General features: G+C 38.5%; 26 protein-coding genes and 1 pseudogene. 2 read left to right on the forward strand and 25 right to left on the reverse strand.

What is annotated here, in order from left to right; genetic code table 11:
* Nucleotides 1-139: 139 nt before the first annotated feature.
* Both DK924_RS07470 and DK924_RS18845 read right to left on the reverse strand, forming a co-directional pair.
* Nucleotides 140-532 (reverse strand): hypothetical protein, encoded by a 393-nt coding sequence (locus DK924_RS07470; protein WP_010389736.1) that lies wholly within the window; start codon nucleotides 530-532, stop codon nucleotides 140-142.
* On the reverse strand, nucleotides 520-642 hold the full coding sequence (locus DK924_RS18845; protein WP_258306426.1) for a hypothetical protein: 123 nt from the start codon (nucleotides 640-642) through the stop codon (nucleotides 520-522). Before DK924_RS18845 ends, DK924_RS07470 begins: the two co-directional genes overlap by 13 nt.
* A gap of 559 nt (nucleotides 643-1,201) precedes the next feature.
* Between DK924_RS18845 and DK924_RS07485 the strand changes: the two genes are divergently transcribed.
* The gene (locus DK924_RS07485; protein WP_258306427.1) at nucleotides 1,202-2,314 is read left to right on the forward strand and encodes a response regulator; all 1,113 of its coding nucleotides are present in this window, start codon (nucleotides 1,202-1,204) and stop codon (nucleotides 2,312-2,314) included.
* A gap of 207 nt (nucleotides 2,315-2,521) precedes the next feature.
* Here the strand turns inward: DK924_RS07485 and DK924_RS07490 are convergent.
* The 17 genes and pseudogenes from DK924_RS07490 to DK924_RS18790 all read right to left on the reverse strand — a co-directional run bounded on the left by DK924_RS07490 (nucleotide 2,522) and on the right by DK924_RS18790 (nucleotide 12,644).
* Nucleotides 2,522-2,949, reverse strand: a pseudogene (locus tag DK924_RS07490) (aspartyl protease family protein).
* 430 nt (nucleotides 2,950-3,379) lie between these two features.
* Complete coding sequence (locus DK924_RS07495) at nucleotides 3,380-4,099, reverse strand: hypothetical protein (protein ID WP_109874760.1); 720 nt, start codon at nucleotides 4,097-4,099, stop codon at nucleotides 3,380-3,382.
* Nucleotides 4,100-4,217: 118 nt separating this feature from the next.
* Complete coding sequence (locus DK924_RS07500; protein WP_109874761.1) at nucleotides 4,218-4,637, reverse strand: hypothetical protein; 420 nt, start codon at nucleotides 4,635-4,637, stop codon at nucleotides 4,218-4,220.
* Between the two features lie 106 nt (nucleotides 4,638-4,743).
* Nucleotides 4,744-5,115, reverse strand: a complete 372-nt coding sequence (locus tag DK924_RS07505; RefSeq protein WP_258306429.1) for a hypothetical protein — start codon at nucleotides 5,113-5,115, stop codon at nucleotides 4,744-4,746.
* Between the two features lie 524 nt (nucleotides 5,116-5,639).
* The gene (locus tag DK924_RS07515) at nucleotides 5,640-6,170 is read right to left on the reverse strand and encodes a hypothetical protein (RefSeq protein ID WP_131724681.1); all 531 of its coding nucleotides are present in this window, start codon (nucleotides 6,168-6,170) and stop codon (nucleotides 5,640-5,642) included.
* 88 nt (nucleotides 6,171-6,258) lie between these two features.
* A complete protein-coding gene (locus DK924_RS07520; protein ID WP_109874763.1) occupies nucleotides 6,259-6,729 on the reverse strand; it encodes a hypothetical protein in 471 nt (156 codons plus the stop codon).
* Between the two features lie 94 nt (nucleotides 6,730-6,823).
* Nucleotides 6,824-7,084: a hypothetical protein gene (locus tag DK924_RS07525; RefSeq protein ID WP_109874764.1), complete on the reverse strand. Its 261-nt coding sequence runs from the start codon at nucleotides 7,082-7,084 to the stop codon at nucleotides 6,824-6,826.
* A 100-nt stretch (nucleotides 7,085-7,184) separates the two neighbouring features.
* Nucleotides 7,185-7,538, reverse strand: coding sequence for a hypothetical protein (locus DK924_RS07530; RefSeq protein ID WP_109874765.1), 354 nt, complete (start codon nucleotides 7,536-7,538; stop codon nucleotides 7,185-7,187).
* Between the two features lie 78 nt (nucleotides 7,539-7,616).
* Nucleotides 7,617-8,237 (reverse strand): DUF4145 domain-containing protein, encoded by a 621-nt coding sequence (locus tag DK924_RS07535; protein ID WP_109874766.1) that lies wholly within the window; start codon nucleotides 8,235-8,237, stop codon nucleotides 7,617-7,619.
* 103 nt (nucleotides 8,238-8,340) lie between these two features.
* Nucleotides 8,341-8,595, reverse strand: a complete 255-nt coding sequence (locus DK924_RS07540; protein ID WP_146199367.1) for a hypothetical protein — start codon at nucleotides 8,593-8,595, stop codon at nucleotides 8,341-8,343.
* Between the two features lie 173 nt (nucleotides 8,596-8,768).
* Nucleotides 8,769-9,239 carry a hypothetical protein gene (locus tag DK924_RS07545; RefSeq protein ID WP_219986085.1) on the reverse strand — a complete coding sequence of 157 codons (471 nt, stop codon included), beginning with the start codon at nucleotides 9,237-9,239 and terminating at the stop codon, nucleotides 8,769-8,771.
* Between the two features lie 105 nt (nucleotides 9,240-9,344).
* Nucleotides 9,345-10,187, reverse strand: coding sequence for a hypothetical protein (locus tag DK924_RS07550; RefSeq protein ID WP_181388752.1), 843 nt, complete (start codon nucleotides 10,185-10,187; stop codon nucleotides 9,345-9,347).
* A 120-nt stretch (nucleotides 10,188-10,307) separates the two neighbouring features.
* Nucleotides 10,308-10,499: a hypothetical protein gene (locus DK924_RS07555; protein ID WP_041709022.1), complete on the reverse strand. Its 192-nt coding sequence runs from the start codon at nucleotides 10,497-10,499 to the stop codon at nucleotides 10,308-10,310.
* Nucleotides 10,500-10,632: 133 nt separating this feature from the next.
* Nucleotides 10,633-11,061 carry a hypothetical protein gene (locus DK924_RS07560; protein ID WP_109874770.1) on the reverse strand — a complete coding sequence of 143 codons (429 nt, stop codon included), beginning with the start codon at nucleotides 11,059-11,061 and terminating at the stop codon, nucleotides 10,633-10,635.
* A 117-nt stretch (nucleotides 11,062-11,178) separates the two neighbouring features.
* On the reverse strand, nucleotides 11,179-11,586 hold the full coding sequence (locus DK924_RS07565) for a DMP19 family protein (protein ID WP_181388753.1): 408 nt from the start codon (nucleotides 11,584-11,586) through the stop codon (nucleotides 11,179-11,181).
* A gap of 162 nt (nucleotides 11,587-11,748) precedes the next feature.
* The gene (locus tag DK924_RS07570; RefSeq protein WP_109874772.1) at nucleotides 11,749-12,300 is read right to left on the reverse strand and encodes a GNAT family N-acetyltransferase; all 552 of its coding nucleotides are present in this window, start codon (nucleotides 12,298-12,300) and stop codon (nucleotides 11,749-11,751) included.
* A 128-nt stretch (nucleotides 12,301-12,428) separates the two neighbouring features.
* Nucleotides 12,429-12,644, reverse strand: coding sequence for a hypothetical protein (locus DK924_RS18790; RefSeq protein WP_109874773.1), 216 nt, complete (start codon nucleotides 12,642-12,644; stop codon nucleotides 12,429-12,431).
* Between the two features lie 238 nt (nucleotides 12,645-12,882).
* On the opposite strand from DK924_RS18790, the gene DK924_RS07580 reads away from it, so the two are divergent.
* The gene (locus DK924_RS07580; RefSeq protein WP_109874774.1) at nucleotides 12,883-13,845 is read left to right on the forward strand and encodes an integron integrase; all 963 of its coding nucleotides are present in this window, start codon (nucleotides 12,883-12,885) and stop codon (nucleotides 13,843-13,845) included.
* Nucleotides 13,846-14,087: 242 nt separating this feature from the next.
* On the opposite strand, the gene serS is transcribed toward DK924_RS07580, so the two are convergent.
* From serS to lrp, 6 genes are all read right to left on the reverse strand, one after another.
* Complete coding sequence (serS, locus tag DK924_RS07585) at nucleotides 14,088-15,392, reverse strand: serine--tRNA ligase (protein ID WP_008110064.1); 1,305 nt, start codon at nucleotides 15,390-15,392, stop codon at nucleotides 14,088-14,090.
* Between the two features lie 9 nt (nucleotides 15,393-15,401).
* Complete coding sequence (gene crcB, locus DK924_RS07590; RefSeq protein WP_109874775.1) at nucleotides 15,402-15,782, reverse strand: fluoride efflux transporter CrcB; 381 nt, start codon at nucleotides 15,780-15,782, stop codon at nucleotides 15,402-15,404.
* A complete protein-coding gene (locus DK924_RS07595) occupies nucleotides 15,775-17,118 on the reverse strand; it encodes a replication-associated recombination protein A (protein WP_109874776.1) in 1,344 nt (447 codons plus the stop codon). The genes crcB and DK924_RS07595 overlap by 8 nt, the downstream gene beginning before the upstream one ends.
* Complete coding sequence (lolA, locus tag DK924_RS07600; RefSeq protein ID WP_036956351.1) at nucleotides 17,111-17,737, reverse strand: outer membrane lipoprotein chaperone LolA; 627 nt, start codon at nucleotides 17,735-17,737, stop codon at nucleotides 17,111-17,113. Before lolA ends, DK924_RS07595 begins: the two co-directional genes overlap by 8 nt.
* On the reverse strand, nucleotides 17,737-20,226 hold the full coding sequence (locus tag DK924_RS07605) for a DNA translocase FtsK (RefSeq protein WP_109874777.1): 2,490 nt from the start codon (nucleotides 20,224-20,226) through the stop codon (nucleotides 17,737-17,739). The genes lolA and DK924_RS07605 overlap by 1 nt, the downstream gene beginning before the upstream one ends.
* Before the next feature lie 196 nt (nucleotides 20,227-20,422).
* On the reverse strand, nucleotides 20,423-20,902 hold the full coding sequence (gene lrp / locus DK924_RS07610) for a leucine-responsive transcriptional regulator Lrp (protein ID WP_008110073.1): 480 nt from the start codon (nucleotides 20,900-20,902) through the stop codon (nucleotides 20,423-20,425).
* Between the last annotated feature and the right edge of the window lie 47 nt (nucleotides 20,903-20,949).

The raw sequence follows: 20,949 nt of genomic DNA on the forward strand, positions 1-20,949 counted from the left end.
ACTTAAATGAATGGTGATTGTCTCGTAGGATTTATTTTAAAAGTTAAACATTAAAATAAATCCTACGAGACTAAAAGTAGCAGCAAGCTAAATTCATACTTAAAGTCAGACCCTTTAGGGAAGCTTTACTAAAAGATTTTTATAGTGTGTTTAAATTAACTTTGCTCTCGCAGGCTTTTTGAAAATCATCAGGAGAAATTACGATTTGCCGCGTTGTATTTTTAACCTTCTTTTTTATCTCTTCTTTATTAAAAACTAAGTAACAGCCACTGCCGTCACTTATCTCAATTGAAGATAAATATTTATCCATTATTTTTGATTCACTTGATGACTGTTCATATTGCCAAACGTTTACTTCATCTGCTTTTAATGGCATGTCCATTACCTGAGTACCGTACTCAGTTTTAAACACCACTTTAACCATTAATTCTTCAGCCGTAGAGTTTTTAACACTAGCCCAGTAAATACTTGAACATGAGCTCAATACAAAAGTTATTAGTAATCCAAAAATTAATACCTTTAATCTTTCCATAGAACCTCAGAACTCCAAATTAATCTTTTTATATCAACTTCAAGCGCTTCACTGCGTGTAATGCGTTGCTTCAAATTAGCGGTATTTTTTGTGTCATTGTAATACTTCATGAGATCAATCTTTCCTTGATTTGGATAACCTAGAGAAGACGCTTTAACATTTTGAAGGAGAACATTTGTACTACCTTTATGACCCCAAGATAAATTAATACCTCCTACATACATAAGTATACAATGGCCAAACTCATGCGCTGAAACCCAGCGTATCGAGGATAAATACTTTAAACTATTGAGTGAGCTCAGCCCATTGACTATGCCAATCCCATTTTGTGGTTGGGTAACCATGGATCAGTAATAAACTCAGCGCTCCCTCTTCCCCTTGCACATGATATCTAATCTCATGACCTTGAAGTTCAAACGTCGATTGGCTCTTATGCCACGAAGCTAATAGTAAGTAATTATTGTAGTGTTACTAATGACATTCATGACGATTTCGGCGCATTTATAGGATTATAAACAAATGAATAAAGTATCTATCATAATAAACTTTTAATGTGGTGTTACTTAAGTGCTCCATGAAAATGTACATGAATTTATTATTTGCGGGTAGCCATTTCCATGACTAATATCATTTAAGATAGGACGACAATAACGAAATTAAGGAGTCAAAGTGAAAATATTGTCCGTTGACGATAACCCTCAAAATAGAAACATCATGGAAATTGCGCTTTCTAAGCAACACGATATTGCTTCATCTGATGGAACCGAGCCAATATTAGCACTAATGGAACAGCACCAGCCACAAGTCGTCTTAATGGATATTTTACTTAGTAATGGCCTTACTGGTTATGATTTAGTTGAACAAATAAAACAATCCGGTGAATACGATGATTGCGAAATTATATTTATATCCGCTTTAACATCAAGTGAAGACAAACTCACAGCATATGGGTATGGCGGCGATGATTATGTTGCCAAGCCAGTAGACTTTAAGGAACTAAACGAAAAATTAAAGCGTGTTGAACTGCGTATTACAGAGCGAAATAATCTAAAAGAAATGTACGATGTGGCCTCTACAACTGCTTTTACCTCAATGCAACAAGCAAGTGAACTCGGAGAGTTAGTTTCATTCTTTACTGACAACCTTGACGTAACCGATTTAGATACATTATTTGCTAACGTACAGCAGTACTTTACCAATGCAGGCGCCAGCTGCTGTGTAGAGTTTAGAGTAGCAGACCAATATCATCAATTTCCAAAACAAACTATTTCTGAACTAGAAAAAGAAATTCTTGAACTGGGAAGAAGAGCAAAACGAATAGTGCCATTTAGCTCTAACTTATTATTTAACGCACCTGCTTGCTCAATACTTGTAAAAGGAATAAATGCAAAAGATGAAGGCTTACTCGGACGACTTCGAGATAATTTTGCTATTTTACTTACTATTATAGAAAGCCGAATGGAATTTATTGAACAGCAATTAGAAAAAGCGACGATACGTCAACAAGCTTTAAACACCCTCAAGAGCCAACTTGCTGATGATTTTAGTACCATAAAAAAGCTATGCTCAGAGCAAGATAAGCAAGTAAAAATACTCGTTAATGATTTATCTCAAGCTATACAATCAAAAATGATCACTCTAGGTTTGGATGAAGAGCAAGAGTCGGAGCTAGTAGGATTAGTTGATGAAACGAAAGAAATTGTAGAAGAAACCTTGGTCTTGTCTTTTACACTAGAAGATAAATTACAAGCCATAACAAAACGCTTAAAAGCAGTTGAATAAATTAAGTACAATTTATAGACTGAGCTCGATAGAACCGTAGAACTCTGTTGGGTGGCGCCTTTGGCTAAACCAACCTACCTTTAGACGTAGGTCGGATAAGTGGCGAAGCCACGCCATCCGACAAAAATGATGAATTGACTTGGGGCAACCCGATTTATCATGCTGTGTATAATATGCAAAATTGCGGCTTAAATTAAGCCGCTTTAATTACTCATAATCAGCTAATGGCTCACTAATTGTCAGTGTATCAGTGCCAAAATCTAGCACCGCTTGGTATTTTCTAAAAATGGAGAGCCTAATAATCCATGTATTATATTGTCACCACCAGCTACCTGAACATGGTCTAGGTTTAGTGATACAAACTCTGTACTTTCAAACAACTGCCCTGCTAATTCAAATTTCAAAACGTCTATTAAGCCCATCTTGTGGTCGGCTGTACCTAAACCTGCGGCATTTTCTTCACTAAACACTTCTTCTATTCCAAGCTTTTGAATACATGCCCTATCTAAAACAGATGCACCCGCCGCTGTATCTAAAATTAAATTTACTTTATGCCCGTTTATTTTAGCTTGTATTATTTGATGACCTGTTTCTGTTACTTCAAATTTCAAACTTGTGGTTTTGGCTAATTCCATGAATGTTCCTTATTCTATATTTAGGTTAATTAATAGACACTATATTACAAACACTTATGAAAACAACCCACCTTATAAATAAGTAAACAAATGGCTTTTCACCAACGGCTATATCGTAATTATAATTTGCTAAAAATAACTCTCCCCAAATGCACAAAACTTATGTTGGCAAAGCAACATTAATTCACAAAGAGGATAAGAGACGCTTCGCTTTTAGAGGAAGAATAACAGATTAAATTAAGGCGTTTTTGTAAATTTAAGTGCTGATGTCTGAAGTCAAGATTTGACCACCTTTGGTTTTAACAAATAAAATTATTCGAATTCGCATCTGACGCATAACGCCCAAATAAGGGGCTGGTAAATAGTTTGCTAAAATGTGAAGCGAAGCAGAACTGAGCAAACTGTTAGCATTGTCCTTTTCAGTGACTTGTTAGTTTATAAATACATTTGATTTATTAGCATCAGAAATAGTTTTTATCATGGTCAAATACTGCTTATGAGACCCTATTGGCTGGCCAATAAAGCATTTCTCATGTAAAGGTTCTTTCCCATTTTCAGGCTTTTTTTCTCGTGGAGAATAAGCGTAAATAGTCATAATTCCATTGTCTAGTAAATCATATATGCTCTTCAATAAATTGGAATCTATGTGGTTAGAGTGAACTAATTTTAATTGCTTTAATTTGTGTACACCTCTAGAAATACCAACTGAAAACCTCTCATCCCAGGTTCTTCTACTCGAACTTGTAAAGGTCTTAGGCAAATCTTTAAAACATGTTGCTTGTGATTTTTTAATGTTTTCAGGAGTTAGTAACATAGATAAAGTTATTTCTTCATCAGGTAAGTAGTACCCTCCAGTATTTTCAATATATAAAGCTCTGAAAGGTGCAAGTAGTTCTCTTATACTTTCATTAACTTGATTGGCAATAATTGAAGATATCTCTATTTTATAAGTTTCTTTTTGTTGTTTCGATTCATAATTGTTATAAGCCACATAAGAAGAAAAGATTGTAGAAAACAATAGAGTAATCGCAGCTACCCTGCCAGGCGTAGTAAGTTTGTCTGTACCCTCTTTAGTCGAATCCCAAGTGCCACCAACAATTGCACCAAGACCAGTAATTACCAAAAATACTATGGGTAAAAAATCTAACACTAAACTCTCCTATAAACTAACGCCTCATTAATAGGCTAAAAATAGTTGGTTAAAATAAGGGAGGCAAGAGCAAAAACCAACTGTTTTTTGTCCTGCTTTAATGACTTGTTAGGTGTACTTACACGTTTTGCGTATACGGCTTTATACCAATTAATTCTGAAACACCTGATCCCGAGTTTAAAGAAACTTTGATTGAGGATACAAATGCATCCAATGATAAAGCTTCAAATTGAACAGTAAATTTTGCAACACATTCGCGGTCATTTGACACAGAGACTAATACAGCCATATGACCAGCAGAATCGAAGCAATGGAATTTAAGCTCACAATGACCATAAGTTGAGTCAGCGTCACCAACTTCAAAGGTTACTTCATCTGAGTTAGATTTAGTAAAAACTGATAATTGTTCAGCTAGTTTTTCCAACATTTGAGCATTTATATATTGCTCCGTTTCTCCAGCGAAAGTTTCATTGCACGCCTTTACCCATATTTTCGAAGGGTCATTCCGTAAAAACTCGATCTCTAATCTGGGCTGCATCTGCTTGTACACCTAACGCCTTAATAAACGGCGAAAAATAGCAGGCTAAACTAAGCGAAGCATGAGCGCAAGCCTGCTGTTTTGCGTCCACTGTTTAATTAACTTGTTAGTTTTCGTTATACCAATTTTCCCAAATTTTAGGAGCGGGGTATTTCAATTTATATGCTTGAATATCGTCTTTACTTGCGTACTTTAAATAAACGCCAATATAATCGATTAGATACTCTTCACCTGTTCCCATTCGCCAAAATATATTGCTAGGTTCATATTCAGGGAATTTTTCCCAAGGAGGTAAAGGAGGATTCGCTTTGAGTTCACTTTCAAACCTTTGCTGAAGCATGGCTTCCCAATCCTTTTTGTGCTTTAGATAGGCTTCCCAATCTTCAGCCGAAACTCCTTCAGGTGCTCCTATTTCATTTGAAGCCATAGTTGTCCCTGCAATCATAAACAAACTTAAAAATATAAAACGAATCATCATAAGAAAACTAACGCCGTAAATAAACGGCAAAAATTAGTTGGCTATAATTTGTGAGGTACGAACAAAGCCAACTGATTTTTGTCCGCCCTTTTTAATTTGCTTTGTTATATGCCCGATTACACCCCGAGATTTCTAAAAATTACCCGAGCTAACATCAATACAACAGTATAAATGAGAACTAATGTAACAAGCATTCCCAATAACCCCAAAAACACGACGTTCGTGGGTAATTCTCTCAGTGGCTGGTTTACATCTACGTTTAATACACCACCCACATAGTGAACTAAAGACACAAACAGGAATGTGGAAATAAACACTAGAAGTGTATAAACGAAATAACGAACAACTTTTCCTTTTGGGTCCGGAGCAGAATCAAATCTATAATCGAATTTATTCAAATGAAACTCCAAGTTTGTTCAGGGCATATAACGCCTCAAGTAGAAGCAACTTTTAAGCTGGCTAAAATTAGGAGCGCAGCGACGGGAGCCAGCTTAAAATTGTCCTGTTGACTTGGCTTGTTATGTTTATTGATTAAAGTACTCTTTTAATTTCTTGTAACTAACTATACGTGAATCTATATAGCCTATTGTACAATTCCTAACTGGTACTGACTCAATTTTATAAAATTCACTCGGTAATTCTATAATCGTAGATAAGCGAGGATCCTTTGTTTCTAGACTGATAGTCAAATTTTCTCTGTTTCGACCATAAAGTTTCCAAAACGATCTACCTATTACTGATTGCTTATATTTGCCATCTCCAGTCTTTTTTAAAAATAAAAGGTGGTAACCATGAATATCATATAAGGCACTACTAACAGTGCTTAAATGCCAACTTACATTAATTTCATTAGAACTTTGAGAGCCTTTTAATAAATCAACTATTATTACCTTTGTCGTCCCATGACCATCATCGACTACTTCAATATTCTTAATTTTTACTAAAGCAACTATTTCAGAACCATCAACTAAACTTTCCCAAGTTACAGGTCCAATTTTTGCATGTAAAGCGGCTGGATAAAATAAGAATAAGAATATAATTAACCTAGTAGACACTTCCCCCTCCATAGAAACATAACGCCCCAATAAGGGGCTAAAAATTGTTGGCTAAAATAAGCGACGCAGGAGCAAAAGCCAACTGTTTTTAGTCCTGCTTAATTGGCTTGTTAGAGCTAATTTTATCCGATAGTTGCCCAAGCAATTGCCCTAATAAAGGTTTAGTCGAATTTGACACACCATGAAATGATTTAATTAAATTCAATTTAACAGATTTATCTAGTGAATACCTTACTGTGTATTCATTTATAACTTTGAAGCTTTCTCCAAACTGCTGTATCAGAGAAGACCATTCTGAATTTTCGGCATCAATCAAGTTCTTAACATCGTAAATTGTTAGCTCGATATAATCATTTGGCTCATTATTTTTTGGTTGGATATTAACAGTTCGTTGAAGCTTAGTTATAACCAAATCAGTTTTATTTAGTTCAGGATAAAACGAAATGAGTTTTGTGATGGCATCCTTTTGAACTTTATCACTTTCATAAAATTTATCGGGTTCGAAAGCATAGCTATTAAACCCACTTAAAAATAACACCAATAGAAAAAGCTTATGCATAAGTTCCCTTTAGCTCTAACGCCTCGCTCACTAGAATTTTGGGAGCGAAGCGAGTAAAATTTCTGTGTGTAGTGACTTGTTATATGCTATTTCACTATTTTTCAACTTCACATTTTTCAGGGTGATGTTGTTGCTGAAATGAATTACATGATGTTTTTATACCTAACTCTTTTGAAAATTTCCCTGTTAAGAAAAAGATACATACAAATGCAATAAAACCAAAAAGAAAGTTCCTTAAGTTTCGTGCTTTTTCGATTAAATTTGATTCTTTAAATTTTAATTGCATTAGATTTTTGAGTGTAAATATAAAAATGGCCCCTAAGAGAATCATTATAATTAGACCATAAAAACTCATATACCTCCTAGCATATAACGCCAAGGTAATGGGCAACTTTGTGGCGAAGCCACGCTTAAAGTTGTCCAGCCGCAGGCGATCATTGACCGTTTTGTTATGTTCATTTCATGGCACTTAGCTTGGTTAAGAGGATAGCCACGATGATACCTGGCAAAATAAGTGCGCCGATATTCCACCAGCCCATGATAAGTAGCAATGGCTGGTTGACCACAGTGAGCGTGATATATGTGTAAGCCCCCCATTTGCAGTTTTGCCAGATACCAAATGCTGCGGCTCCAGTTATAAGCGCCGCAATTACGAGCGTGACTTGATAGACAACACCAAAACTTGCGGCAATTTCACTTGGTGCAATTGCCAAAGAAGATACACAGCCAAATGCCAGAAATAGACTGACGACAGTTAATAGCTTTCCTCTTTTGGACGATTCCATTTCCACGGCTAATTCTTCAGACATGCGATTCCTTTTTGAACATAACGCACGCGTAATAGGCGCGAGCTTGCGAGCGTCCTAATTGACGCGCTTGTTATACGTTTATGAATCACGCTTTTCAATTGCCTCTAAAGCACCAGACGGTAGTGCATCGTAAAGTGCTTTTACTTCATTCGGGCGCGTAATTCTGTCATGCACAATTAAGTTAATTAGTTTAAAAAGTGAATGGGCTATTTCAGGACTATCGTCTAAATCTATTTCGCCCGGATGAACCGCGTTGTTACCTACAACGCGACAAATATCTAGAGATTGCTGAATTAGCGGTGGTAGACCTTGTTTAACTAGTTCAGCAATATCTGCATTAATGTTTTTACCTGCTTGCCCAAACTCAATCATCAACTGTTGAAGGCAAAGCCTAAGCAAAGCTGCTGCACCCTTAGGTGATACACCAACGACATCTCTAGCTTCTATAAATATTTTTTTGCAGCTATCCGGCATGTCTGATGCAGGTAACTCCACAGATCCTGTGCTAGGAATAAGCATGCGCTGCTCATTCCAATATGCAACCTCGTTACAATGAGCACACCTGCTAATGCTTAAATCAGTGTCAAAGCTCGTTTGCCATAAAGCATAATAGCAATCAGCCCAAGACTGACGGGCATATACACCGCAATAAGGGCAATTGAATTCTTCTTTTTTATACTCTGGTGAATAATGTGTCATAACTTCCCTTTATGTATAACGCCTGCATTTGCGGCGGTTTTGTAGTGAGGCACGAGCGGAAAAACCGTCCAAGCCACGCAGTGGCTGATGCAACATGCACTTGTTATACGATTGCATCAAGGCTCTCGACAACACTACTAATTTTTGTGGGTTTACCATTTATGCACGCTTCACCTTTTGTAGGGTAAAGCCTTACCTCGTATTCTTTTCCACCATCGGGGTAACGGGCAAGCATTAAAGTAATTGAATCAGTAGACTCTGTAGCTGATCTTAAATCCCAAATGTTTCCAATAAGATCGAGTACTTTGGTATGTGATTCCGTATCTATTAGCACTGGCGCATAAATCCAATGAGACATTCTCATTTCATGAGGAATTGTCTCTAGTTTAAATTTTCCTTTGTGAAAGGATTGCTCAGTGTTCATTCATATTTACCGTATAACGCCTTAATAAACGGCGAAAAATAGTAGGCTAAAATAAGCGACGAAGGAGCGCAAGCCTACTGTTTTGCGTCCACGGTTTAATTAATTTGTTATATTGCAAATGCACTAAGCATAATTAAAGCAACGATTACAAAAGCTATAATAAAGTATTTACCTAGCCCTTGAACCAATTTCATTTCTTGCTGATAAGTTACCTTTGCCTTGTTTACTTCACTCTCGTTCTTGCCAAAACAATACGGACACTCTTCAAAGTCTTCTGACACAGGCAAACCACATTTGATACATTGCCTAGCAGCTCTAGCTCGAAGGCTAGGTTCTCCTAGCAGAAAGCTAACTTCGTTTGATTCAGTAACCCCTGAATACCCAACATCTTTACTTAACCTTTGCCTCGATGTATTTAATTGAGCTGCTTTATATTCATTATCCAGCTTTATTTTTTCGGCATTACTCAGTAATAGCTCTTGCGGCAGCTCAAAATCACAAAATTCACAATGCGATAATCTTCGATTGAAAATAGCCTTATCGCAATTTGGACATTTATACTTCATATTTGATTGCAATATAACGCTTTACTAAGGGGAAATTACAAGGACGCGCTTTTTGCGTTTCTTTGCAAAAATCGTGAACGCAGTAATTTTCCCACTTTAGTAACTTGTTAGGGAACATTACTCGTACCAACTTGACGTATCTACATTTAGCGATTTAACATCAATTGAGCTACCCAGTGGTGCTTGAAAAACGACATTTAGAGAAGCTTGAATAGGGAAAGACTCGGAAATCGAAGCCCCATCATCTCGGCGTCTATCTGATGCTGAACCATATAAGAGTTCACATTCAACAGTACCTTTAACATCCAACTGTAACGAGCTAGCCCCAATTTTAATAACTCGGGACTCTTCCGAATATATATCATCAATGTGCTGATGTGTTGATAACTCCATCACTTCTTCGACTGATTCCATAAGTACTTTTTCAACTAGGCTCCGATCTACATCTTCAACAATGGCATCAATAACATTGCTTCTAATTTCTGTAATTTTATCTACAAACGAAACAGTTGTGTTAAGGCATTCATTTGCAAGCCGATACACCTCACTCGTGCTTATATCAAAAGTATGTAATTCAATGTGCGTATAACTATTTAATAAGTCGATAATACCAAGCAGCTCTTTAGAAACTTCGTCAACATCATCTATTCCTAACTTACTTTTTATATAGAAATCAGAGAGCCCTCCCTGAATGGCATACTTTATTCGTTGCTTTCGAGTGAATCCATTTCTTGAGGTTGGATCTGGCTTAAACCAAGCGCAAGCTTTAATTTCATCATTAGGTGCTAATCGATGCAACACATGGCGTATAAGTTCCCTCAATGCATAACCAAAGTTGTTGAATTGTAGTGGGTTAGGAACCAATAAATTCGTAAATGCAGCATTCAATAATTCTTTCTCAAATCCATCTGTGAGAATTTTAGAAATTTCTATTTGATATTTGGATTGAAGACCTTCCATTATGTTCCCTAACGCCCTGTTAATGGGCAAAATATAGTTGGTTAGAGTAAGCGACGAAGGAGCAAAAGCCAACAGTATTTTGTCCTTGTTTAACAGTTTGTTAGCTGTAAATTACATTAGTTATTGCATGCCTGCCATTTTATATAAGAAATATGCAAAGCCAGAAAATGCTAGAGCGCCAACAACGACCATGATTGTTAGTGTTTTTGATTTTGTCATTGAATCTACAAGTGCAACTTCGGTTTGCATCCGAATAAGATCTAGATTGTCATTTGATTCTTTTAACTGAGGCTTACCACTTTTCTGTTCCATGAAAATATACTCCATTAGTTGATATGATTCTTGTACTGCTAACGCCCGCATAATGGGCTGATAATAGTTTGCTAAAATGTGTAGCGAAGCGGAACCGAGCAAACTGTTAGTAGTCCCATGCTTAATGCGCTTGTTAGGTAACTTTGACATATACCCAATTTGAAGGTTTTATTGCATGCATGAACATGCACTTCCAATTGTTATAGTTAGCACCACAATTTAATTCAGTATTTTCATTTTCAAGTATTTCGAACTCAAATAATTTTGATTTACACCAATCTATTTTCACTGAAATAGTGTGTTTACCTTTAGACAATTCGAAATGCTTAGTTTCACCCGAGGCAATATCTCCGATATTGCAGCCATCTATGATAACAGAGTATTTTCTAAGGTAGTTTGTAGGTTCAATTCCACGCGTTAATGTTAAACAATTAGTAGGACGTGATTTATCTTCAACTAGTGCATCCTTATGCTTCTTAATTTTATTTCCAAAATAGATCCCTATCGTAATCCATAAGGATAAAATAATAATTAGAGGAATAAACGCTTTGATTAACTCCATACCTTCCCTAGTTACCTAACGCCCAATTAACAGGCAAAAAATTGTTGGCTAAAATAGGTGAACGTAGTGAACAAAAAGCCAACTGTTTTTTGTCCTTGTTTAATTTCTTGTTATGTTTTACTTTGCACCATATGTATTTAGCATTTTATAGAAATCTTCTTGATACTCATAAAAGCTATCATCTAACTCTCCAAGTGCATCCATTTTTTTATCTTCGTTAATTTCCAGTAATGTTTGCCTATCATCCCGAGTTAGAGGTAATGAACCAGAAAAAGCAATTTCTATGGCTTGCTTGAGCAATTCAGCGGTTTTAGTTGCTCCAATTTTGTTAAGTGATTCAACTGCTATATCAGCATTATCACCAGCTGAATTCCAAAAGTATTGATGAAACCCGCCATTGTTTACTTCTGCTTCTAACCACCAAATAGCAAATATAGCTTTTTCTTTTTCACTAAGAGCATCAATGCCAACCAGTTGATATTTTGCTTCAACTGCATCATAAGATTCAGGATATTCCTTAGCCATTGTGACTCCTGTCATTAATAACACCATGAATATAAATTTACGCATAATTTCCGTAAAACATAACGCCTCAATCAGAGGCAAAAATCAGTTGGTTAAAATTAGCGACGCAGGAGCAAAACCAACTGTTTTTTGTCCTGCTGAATTGACTTGTTATATGCCGATTTAACTCTGATTTATTTTTGAGGTTAAAACATGATCTTGCCAAGAACCAGCTATTTTTAAATAAGACTTTGCCAATCCTTCTTTTTGAAACCCTAGTTTCTCTAATAACTTGGCAGAACGAATATTTGATGGAATATAATTAGCCATTACTCTATGTAAATTGTATTCAGTAAATACGTACTGTATTGATGCTTGGAGCATTTCAAACATTAAACCTGTTCCTTGTTTTTTCTCAGAGATTGAATAGCCAAGATTGCAAGCTTGAAACGCACCATGAACTATATTCGAAAATGTACATAAACAAATAATTTCAGATTTACTTTTATCGAAAGCAACAAGAGAAATTGAAGAGCCTAATTGAAAATTTTCATAGTTTAACTCTACACGTTTTTTAGTTTCTTCAAAACCAAAGTATTCTTTGACTCTTGTTGGCTCCCACGGAGATAAATGACTACGATTATCATTTTCATATTTGATGAGTAACTCAAAATCGTCGGGGTTTAAAACTGAAATAATTAAGTTTTCAGTTTCTAACTCAGGAATCAATTTCAACGCCAATATCTCCTAGGCATATAACGCCCCAATAAGGGGCTAAAAATTGTTTGCTAAAATGTGTAGCGTAGCGAAACCGAGCAAACTGTTTTTAGTCCCGCTTAATTGGCTTGTTATATGTACGTCACTCATTTTATTGGGTTTTTATTTAATCGTAGTTTTGTTTTAACTACAAGAATTAATGTAGGAAGTTGTAATACCAAGAATGAAAACCCTAAGCCTTTGACTGAAAATTCAGCTGCCTCAGTAAAAATCAGAACCATTGATAAAACAAGCCAAATTATAAAGAAAAATAAGCCATAACGGATCAATGATTTGAATACTATTTGATTATCTGGCGACATACTTTCCTGTACACATAACAATTTTGTCTACGACATTTGTCGGTTTATAAAACGACAAATGTCCATATATTACAATGCATTTATCTTAGCCCTCAAATAAATACCTGTAAACAATTAGTTAGCTTCACTCATGTTTTATAAATGGCGAAATACACCGAAATGGTGGAGATCAGTAATATTGGACAAAACAACAGGCACTGTCTATATATACAGTTAACTTTTGCTGGAGATTCATAACATGAAATCACCTTTTTTAACTATGATAGCCGAACAAATGTATCTAAAGCGTTATGCTAAAAGTACCGTTAAAGCGTATTTATACTGGATAGCTTCGTTTATTCGTTTTAACTCTATGAGGCACCCTACAACGATGGGAGATAATGAGGTCGAACTTTTTTTAAATCATTTAGTCAACCAACAAAATGTTGCTCCTAATACTCAAACACAAGCCTTAAATGCGTTGAGCTTTTTATTTAAAGAAGTGATTAAAAAGCCACTCTCATTATCATTAGGTTTTATTAAGAGCAAACGAGCAACTAAACTACCGGTAGTTTTAACGCAGCAGGAAATAAATAATTTTTTTAAAGTGTGCTCTGCAAAGCATTATTTACCCTGTGGATTACTTTATGGCAGTGGTATGCGATTAATGGAGGTACTGCGTTTACGAGTACACGATATTGACTTTGACTATAACTGCATTCGAATTTGGGATGGCAAAGGAGGTAAAAACCGAGTAGTAACGCTTGCAGTAGAGCTCATACCGCAATTACGTTCTCAAATACAATTAGTTGATAGTTACCTGCAATTAGACCTGAAAAACCCCTTATATAGTGGTGCTTACATGCCGCATTTGTTACGTAAGAAATATCCAAACCATAACAGACAGTTAGGTTGGCAATATTTATTTCCATCACATAAATTAAGTCTTGATCCCGAGAATAAGCAGCTGAGACGTCATCATATTGATGAAAAGCAATTACAACGCGCTGTTAAACAGGCTGCTAACGATGCAAAAATTAGGAAACACGTTACACCACATACCTTACGCCATTCATTTGCAACGCACCTATTGCAAAGTGGCGCTGATATTCGCACGGTTCAGGCACAATTAGGCCATAGTGATGTGCGAACAACACAAATATATACTCATGTTTTACAACAAGGAGCCAATGGTGTTGTAAGCCCATTTTCGAGATTATAAAACCAGCAAAAGTTTTTAATTATGTGTCACTCGTTAAAGTACGGCTTACACAAAAATACCACCGATAATGTATGAAGCCGATTCTTACACAATAAATTTCACTGCGAATTAATATCTCAGCTTTTACCTTTAACCTCGAACCTTTTCCCTTTAACCTTTTCCCTAAAACAAAAAAGCCGCTGTTCATTACAAACAGCGGCTTTCTTTCTAAAGCTTATAGCTAAAAACTGACAGCTAGTACTTTAAGCTTTACCAATCACTTCAAGTCCACCCATGTATGGGCGTAATACTTCTGGTACTACTACAGAGCCGTCGGCTTGTTGGTAGTTTTCTAGTATAGCTACAAGTGTACGGCCAACCGCTAAACCTGAGCCGTTTAGTGTGTGTAACAGCTCTGGTTTTTTAGCGCCTTCACGACGAAAACGTGCTTGCATACGGCGTGCTTGGAAATCGACCATGTTTGAACATGATGAAATTTCGCGGTACGTGTCTTGCGCCGGTAACCATACTTCTAAATCGTATGTTTTTGCTGCGCCAAAGCCCATGTCGCCCATACATAAAATTACTTTACGGTATGGTAATTCCAGCGCTTGAAGTATTTGCTCAGCATGGCCTGTTAGCTCTTCGAGTGCTTGCATTGAATCTTCTGGTTTTACAAGTTGTACTAGTTCTACTTTATCAAACTGGTGCTGACGGATTAAACCGCGTGTATCGCGACCGTAGCTGCCTGCTTCACTTCTAAAACATGGCGTGTGCGCTGTTAAGCGAATTGGTAAATCGCTTTCTTCGTAAATTTCATCACGTGCGCTGTTTGTAAGCGGTACTTCTGCCGTAGGAATAAGGCTAAAGCCAGCTTGCTGCTCGCCATCATCGTTCACTAGACCTAACGTGTGGAATAAATCGCCGGCAAACTTAGGTAATTGGCTAGTACCGTAAAGGCTTGCGCTATTAACTAAGTACGGTACATACATTTCTGTGTAGCCGTTAGTGTCTGTGTGGGTGTCTAGCATGTATTGGGTAAGTGCACGGTGCATACGTGCTACTTGGCCGCGCATTACTGTAAAACGTGCGCCACTAATTTTAACGCCCATTTCAAAATCTAGGCCGTTTAGGTCTTGCCCTACATCAACGTGGTCTTTAACTTCAAAATCGTACTTTTTAGGGGTGCCCCACGTTAAAATTTCTACATTGTCGTCTTCGTCAGCGCCTTCTGGTACCGACTCGTCAGGTAAGTTTGGAATTGCTAAGGCAATTTGTTTAATTGCTTCTAACACTTCATCTTGCTCAGCTTTAGCCGCATCTAATTCGCTGCCTAAGTTAGCAACTGCGTCTAGCAATGGCTGTGCGTCTTCGCCTTTTGCTTTTGCTTGACCAATGGCTTTAGCACTGGCGTTACGTTGACTTTGAAGTTCTTGCGTTTTTACTTGTAATGTTTTGCGTTTTTCTTCAAGTTCAGTCACTACCGCTACATCTAGTTCATAACCACGTGCGGCTAAACGTGCTGCAGTTTGTTCGACATCTTGACGTAAATATTTAGAATCTAACATGTTAGTTTTTTAACCTTTTTGCATTACTAGCTGAAGGCCCAGCCAAGCCATAAAAATACACACCATCACGTTTAAGATGATATTGAGGGCCATTTTAATAAAGTGACCTTGTTGTAATAACAACAACGAATCCATTGAGAATGTTGAAAAGGTGGTTAACGCACCTAAAAAGCCAATTCCGATGAGGGTTTTAGCGGGACTAACGGCAATAACTTGTTTATCTATTAAACCGTACAAAATGCCCATCAACAATGAACCCAGAATATTAACCGTCAACGTGCCAAAAGGGAATCCCCTACCGAGGAGTTTTAGCATGGTTTCGCTAATAAAAAACCGTAAACAGGCTCCTGAGGCTCCGCCAAAGGCTATCATCATGTAAAGTTTAATCATGCTCATAACGTTTTACTGGGCTTTGTGCGTCGCGCTCTTTTAAATAATCGAGCTTTTGTTTAATTTTTTGCTCAAGTCCACGATCACTTGGCTGGTAGTATTGTTTGCCATCCATTTCTGGCGGTAGGTATTTTTCGCCAGCAGCAAATGCGCCTTCTTCGTTATGCGCATAACGATACTCTGCGCCATACCCTAAATCTTTCATCAGATTAGTGGGGGCATTACGTAAATGCTCTGGTACCGGGTAGCTTGGCTGATTTTTAGCATCATCTTTAGCTTGGTTAAACGCCATATAAACCGCATTACTTTTAGGTGCGCTGGCTAAATACAAGGTGGCCTGTGCAATTGCACGCTCGCCTTCACTGGGGCCAACACGCTGAAAAATATCCCATGCGTTTAAAGCCACTTCCATAGCCCGCGGATCGGCGTTACCAATGTCTTCGGTGGCAATCGCTAATAAGCGCCTTGCAACATACAGCGGGTCGCCGCCACCGGCTAAAATACGGCAGTACCAATAAAGCGCACCATCGGGTGAACTGCCTCGAACTGATTTATGAAACGCCGAAATTAAATCGTAAAATTCATCGCCGCCTTTATCGTATTTGGCTAAATGCGTGGGCAGTACTTGGCTGAGTACCTGTTCGTCAACATGAAATTGGCCGTTTTGCTCAGTGGTTAAATCGACTGCTTGCTCGAGTAAATTAAGCACTTTACGAGCATCGCCACCACTTGCTTGGCATAGCGCCTGTTTGGCGTTATCTGCAATCACGATTTGCTTTTGGCTAAGTTGTTCGTCTTGTTTGAGTGCGCGCTCTATTACTGTGTATAAATCGCTTTCCTGCAAGGATTTTAATACATACACCCTTGCGCGAGATAAAATCGCATTATTAAGCGCAAACGAGGGGTTTTCGGTGGTGGCGCCTACAAATATAAAAGTGCCATCTTCAATATGCGGTAAAAACGCATCTTGCTGAGATTTATTAAAGCGGTGTACTTCATCAACAAACATTAGAGTACGCTGGCCGCGGCTTTGTAAGTTATCGCGCGCTTGGGTTACGCTATCGCGTATATCTTTTACGCCCGCCGTTACTGCCGACATTTGAATTAGTTCAGCATCGGCATGATTGGCAATAATTTGCGCCAGCGTAGTTTTACCCACCCCTGGGGGGCCCCATAAAATTAAACTATGGCAACGCCCTGCAACAATAGCTTGATGCAGCGGCTTGTCGCTACTTAGTAAATGCTGCTGCCCTATGTAATCGTTAAGCGATAAAGGGCGCATACGCGCAGCGAGTGGACGTACATCGGGCCCAAAGTTAAAACCTAAATTACTCACCGTTACTCTGATCGTCTATTTCTACACCCGCTGGCGGGGTAAATTCAAAAGTTGTTTTATCAAGCTCAGTATTAACCTGTGCATTGCTAAATGTAAACGCAGATAGCTGGCCTGAGTTATCTTTAACCACCAGTTTTGCAAGCCCCTGCTCGTTATCAGCAAAAGTAATATCAAGCTGCTCTACTTGGCTTTCAACGCCTTTATTTGGGGTAATGCTAAAGCCTAAGTTAGTAGCGAGCACGCTGTATTTTTCCCATTGCGCAGGGTCTTTAGAGGTGAGCAATATAAACGGTGTAGAGTCAATTAAACCGCTGGTTTTCATAATGGTTACTTGCTCAGCAAAGCTATCAAAGTAATAGGTTTTATCGCCGTTTGACACAAATAAAGTGTCGTCTGGGTTAGTTTGCTGCCAGCGAATCATCAATGGCTGTTGCAGCGCAATATTGCCTTGGCCTTGCATTACCAGTTGGCCTTCACCGTCGGTTACGTTTTGTTTAAATTGTGCTTTAAAGCTTTTTAACGTTGATAACTTATCTTGTAATGCTTGGCTGTCGTCAGCAAAGCTGGGCATAGCCACTAAACTGCCTAATACTAATAATAAACTACTTAATTTTTTCATTAATTTGCTCCATTAGGTACTAATACATCGCGTGCGCCGTTATGTCCTGGTGCACTCACGATACCTGATGTTTCCATTTGTTCTACTAAACGTGCAGCACGGTTATAGCCTACACGTAATTTGCGTTGCACTGATGATACCGACACTTTTCCGGTTTCTATTACAAAGGCGACCGCTTCGTCGTATAACGGATCTGACTCTTCATCGCCATTCTCGCTGGCTTCCCCTGGTAATAAAATATCTTCAGTGGCATCACCATTTAAAATTTCGTCTATGTAATTTGGTTTAGCACGGGCTTTCCAATCGTTTACCACGGCATGTACTTCATGGTCGTCTACAAACGCGCCATGTACACGCTCTGGTACACTGGTGCCTGGCGGTAAATAAAGCATGTCACCCATGCCTAACAAGTTTTCAGCGCCTTGTTGATCAAGTATGGTGCGCGAATCTATTTTACTTGATACCTGAAACGCCATACGTGTAGGTATGTTCGCTTTTATTAAACCGGTTATTACATCAACCGACGGACGCTGTGTTGCCAAAATTAAATGAATACCAGCAGCACGCGCTTTTTGCGCTATACGGGCAATTAACTCTTCAACTTTTTTACCTACAATCATCATCATGTCGGCAAATTCGTCAATAACCACCACAATGCTAGGTAATTTGTCTAGCTCATCTGGGCCCTCTTTCATGCCATCGGTGTCTTTAAATAATGGATCCATAATTGGGTAGCCCGCTTCTTTGGCTTCCACTACTTTTTGGTTGTACCCTTTTAAGTTACGCACACCTAAAGCCGACATCAACTTATAACGGCGTTCCATTTCACCTACACACCAACGCAGCGCGTTAGCGGCTTCTTTCATGTCGGTTACAACTTCACACAATAAATGCGGAATACCTTCGTAAACAGAAAGCTCAAGCATTTTCGGGTCAATCATGATCATGCGAACATCTTCTGGGCCCGATTTATACAGTAAGCTTAATATCATTACATTAACGCCCACTGACTTACCTGAACCCGTTGTACCGGCAACTAATAAATGTGGCATTTTACCTAGGTCAGCACACACAGGTTGCCCTGCAATATCTTTACCAAGCACCATGGTTAATGGCGATGGGTTTTGCTCAAACTTAGGTGCGTTTATCACTTCTGATAAACGTACAATTTCACGGTATTTATTAGGCAGCTCAATACCGATATAGGTTTTACCCGGAATAACTTCAACCACGCGCACACTAATTGCCGATAGCGAGCGCGCTAAATCTTTTGACAGCCCAGTAATTTTAGACACCTTAATACCCGGTGCTAAATCAAGCTCAAAACGGGTCACAACAGGCCCTGGATAAACCCCAACCACGGTAGCTTGTACGTTAAAATCGAGTAGTTTTGTTTCTACAAGGCGCGATACGCTATCTAGCTCTTCTTGTGAAATTGGGTTTTTTGCTTTGTCGGGTCTGTCGAGTAAATCTAATGATGGCAATGGCCCCGGAGGTGGCTCTTGCTCTAATAATTGCTCAAACTTCTCTTTGGCAGTTGGCGGCGGTTGAAACCCTGATTTTGGCTTGTTAATTGGCCTTGCTGGTGAAACCACGGTTGTAGCTGGTTTTTCAGGTTCAACCACTGGGCTTTGGTCCAGCGCATTAAGCGCCGCTTCTGTGTCCATAGGTTCATCGTCTATGGCGCTAAAACTAATTTCTTGATCGAGTATTTGGTCAAGCTCGTCAAACGGCATAAACTCGTCGTCTTGCGGCGCGTTTACTTTAGTTGTTGGTTTATCGATTGCTTTTGGTTTGTCTGCTTTTTTATTAGCAAGTTCAGGTTCTTGTTGTCGTGTATCGTCTTCAAAATAGGCATCGGGTTGCTCGTCTTGTACTTTACCTGCAATGTGCTCGCGCTGCATCCAACCTCGAGCATAGGTGACCAAAAAGCGGTATAACCTAACTATTAAGTCACCTAAATAATCAACAAATTGTACCCACGACACACCTGTTAATAGCGTTAACCCTGCAAAAAAGAAACACAGCAGTAAAATAGAGGTACCGGTAAAATTAAACGCTGGCATCATCGCCGATGCAATCACATCGCCCACCACCCCACCGGATGAAAAATTATAAATATCATCAAAATTAATACTGCTAATAGCGGTTGCTGAGGTGATAAACAGCGCAAAGCCAATAATGCGTAATCCAAGTGTGGTGTAATCGAGTTGTAAAATACGGTGTGGCTGCTTAAACACCAAGTAACCTAGCAGCTGAATAGCCGCTGGCACAAAATAGGCAAGCCAGCCAAATGTAAGGAGTAAAATATCGGCCACCCACGCGCCCGCTGTACCCGTAATATTTTGTACATTGGTAAATTCACCCGTTTGCGACCAAGCAGGATCGGCTGGGTGAAAACTAATTAAAGCACATAAAATAAATACCGCTGCAAAGGTGCTGACGATGAGCCCCGTTTCTAATAGTCTTTGTACACCGTTTAGGCGCATAATTACCTATCCCTCATTATTATTTTTTACACTCACTTGGCAATAGAATACCTTAGCAGGAAATGTATTTTGATGCACTTTATCTTAACCATGATGGCCTGATTATGAACAAGTTTTTATTATTTAGTCGTACACTCATTAAAAAAGCAAAGTTGGCTGCAACGATAAAAGTATATTAAAGGCTGTTACTCTATCATTAAGCAACAAAGGGACGAATAACAACGCCTTCTTCACCTTTTACTTCTTCCATCACTACGTAGGTACGACTTTCACTCACATTGGGCAGCTTTAATAATATATCACCGAGTACGCCTCGGTATTCTGACATATCGTTAACCCGGGTTTTTAATAAAAAGTCGAAATTACCCGAAACCAAATGACATTCTATAATTTCTTCGTGCTTTCTAACAGCAGCACTAAACTCTTCAAACACGTCGGGCGATGTTTTAGTAATGGTTACTTCCACATACACAGAAAGCCCTTGACCAAGTTTGGCAGGATCCACCACGGCTTTGTAGCCTAAAATATACCCTTCTCGTTCAAGCTTTTTCACTCGCTCTAGACAGGGCGTGGCGCTTAGGCCTACTCGTCGGGCCAGTTCAACATTTGACAGGCGGCCATCAAGTTGTAATTCGACTAAAATTTTCCGATCAATACGGTCTAATAAGTTATGCATGGCTTTTTAGTTTTTTATTCTAATAAAGTTAATTTTACAGATACTAA

This window comes from Pseudoalteromonas sp. meg-B1 (assembly GCF_003173795.1).
GTDB lineage: Bacteria > Pseudomonadota > Gammaproteobacteria > Enterobacterales > Alteromonadaceae > Pseudoalteromonas > Pseudoalteromonas undina.

Coding starts and splice junctions, on each gene's coding strand:
- DK924_RS07560 (WP_109874770.1), bottom strand. CDS start 11,061: ATGGAGTTAATCAAAGCGTTTATTCCTCTAATTATTATTTTATCCTTA.
- DK924_RS07500 (WP_109874761.1), bottom strand. CDS start 4,637: ATGCAGCCCAGATTAGAGATCGAGTTTTTACGGAATGACCCTTCGAAA.
- serS (WP_008110064.1), bottom strand. CDS start 15,392: ATGTTAGATTCTAAATATTTACGTCAAGATGTCGAACAAACTGCAGCA.
- DK924_RS07470 (WP_010389736.1), bottom strand. CDS start 532: ATGGAAAGATTAAAGGTATTAATTTTTGGATTACTAATAACTTTTGTA.
- DK924_RS18845 (WP_258306426.1), bottom strand. CDS start 642: ATGAAGTATTACAATGACACAAAAAATACCGCTAATTTGAAGCAACGC.
- DK924_RS07535 (WP_109874766.1), bottom strand. CDS start 8,237: ATGACACATTATTCACCAGAGTATAAAAAAGAAGAATTCAATTGCCCT.
- lolA (WP_036956351.1), bottom strand. CDS start 17,737: ATGAAAAAATTAAGTAGTTTATTATTAGTATTAGGCAGTTTAGTGGCT.
- DK924_RS07555 (WP_041709022.1), bottom strand. CDS start 10,499: ATGGAACAGAAAAGTGGTAAGCCTCAGTTAAAAGAATCAAATGACAAT.
- DK924_RS07525 (WP_109874764.1), bottom strand. CDS start 7,084: ATGAGTTTTTATGGTCTAATTATAATGATTCTCTTAGGGGCCATTTTT.
- DK924_RS07605 (WP_109874777.1), bottom strand. CDS start 20,226: ATGCGCCTAAACGGTGTACAAAGACTATTAGAAACGGGGCTCATCGTC.
- DK924_RS18790 (WP_109874773.1), bottom strand. CDS start 12,644: ATGTCGCCAGATAATCAAATAGTATTCAAATCATTGATCCGTTATGGC.
- DK924_RS07520 (WP_109874763.1), bottom strand. CDS start 6,729: ATGCATAAGCTTTTTCTATTGGTGTTATTTTTAAGTGGGTTTAATAGC.
- DK924_RS07505 (WP_258306429.1), bottom strand. CDS start 5,115: ATGATGATTCGTTTTATATTTTTAAGTTTGTTTATGATTGCAGGGACA.
- lrp (WP_008110073.1), bottom strand. CDS start 20,902: ATGCATAACTTATTAGACCGTATTGATCGGAAAATTTTAGTCGAATTA.
- DK924_RS07565 (WP_181388753.1), bottom strand. CDS start 11,586: ATGGCTAAGGAATATCCTGAATCTTATGATGCAGTTGAAGCAAAATAT.
- crcB (WP_109874775.1), bottom strand. CDS start 15,782: ATGATTAAACTTTACATGATGATAGCCTTTGGCGGAGCCTCAGGAGCC.
- DK924_RS07540 (WP_146199367.1), bottom strand. CDS start 8,595: ATGTCTCATTGGATTTATGCGCCAGTGCTAATAGATACGGAATCACAT.
- DK924_RS07550 (WP_181388752.1), bottom strand. CDS start 10,187: ATGGAAGGTCTTCAATCCAAATATCAAATAGAAATTTCTAAAATTCTC.
- DK924_RS07530 (WP_109874765.1), bottom strand. CDS start 7,538: ATGTCTGAAGAATTAGCCGTGGAAATGGAATCGTCCAAAAGAGGAAAG.
- DK924_RS07580 (WP_109874774.1), top strand. CDS start 12,883: ATGAAATCACCTTTTTTAACTATGATAGCCGAACAAATGTATCTAAAG.